This window comes from Arthrobacter sp. SIMBA_036 (assembly GCF_046535135.1).
GTDB lineage: Bacteria > Actinomycetota > Actinomycetes > Actinomycetales > Micrococcaceae > Arthrobacter.
Genome location: NZ_JAWRXG010000402.1, coordinates 1 through 244, shown reverse-complemented (window position 1 = coordinate 244; position 244 = coordinate 1). Strand labels below are relative to the sequence as shown.

Here is a 244-nt window from a genome sequence, read left to right as displayed (position 1 = left end):
GCATGATGCGACCACCGTACGCCACACCGAAGACATCGCCAAATGGGACCAGATGAAGCTCGACTTCGCCGGAGCCGGCGAGTTCTTCGCCGCACAATTCGGCGTCGTCGGACCGATCATCTTCTTCGCGATGCTCTGGGCGGCATGGCGGATGATCAGAGGCAGAAGCAGCGAAACCGAAAAACTGCTCGTCTGGTTTTCGCTGCCGGTCGTCTTCCTGATCACGCTGCAGGCTTTCGTCGCC

General features: G+C 59.8%; 1 protein-coding gene. It reads left to right on the top strand.

All coding sequences use genetic code 11. The annotated features are described in order from the left end of the window. Positions 1-244 (top strand): hypothetical protein (locus tag SB659_RS20320; RefSeq protein WP_410551738.1); only part of this gene is annotated, 244 nt, incomplete at both ends.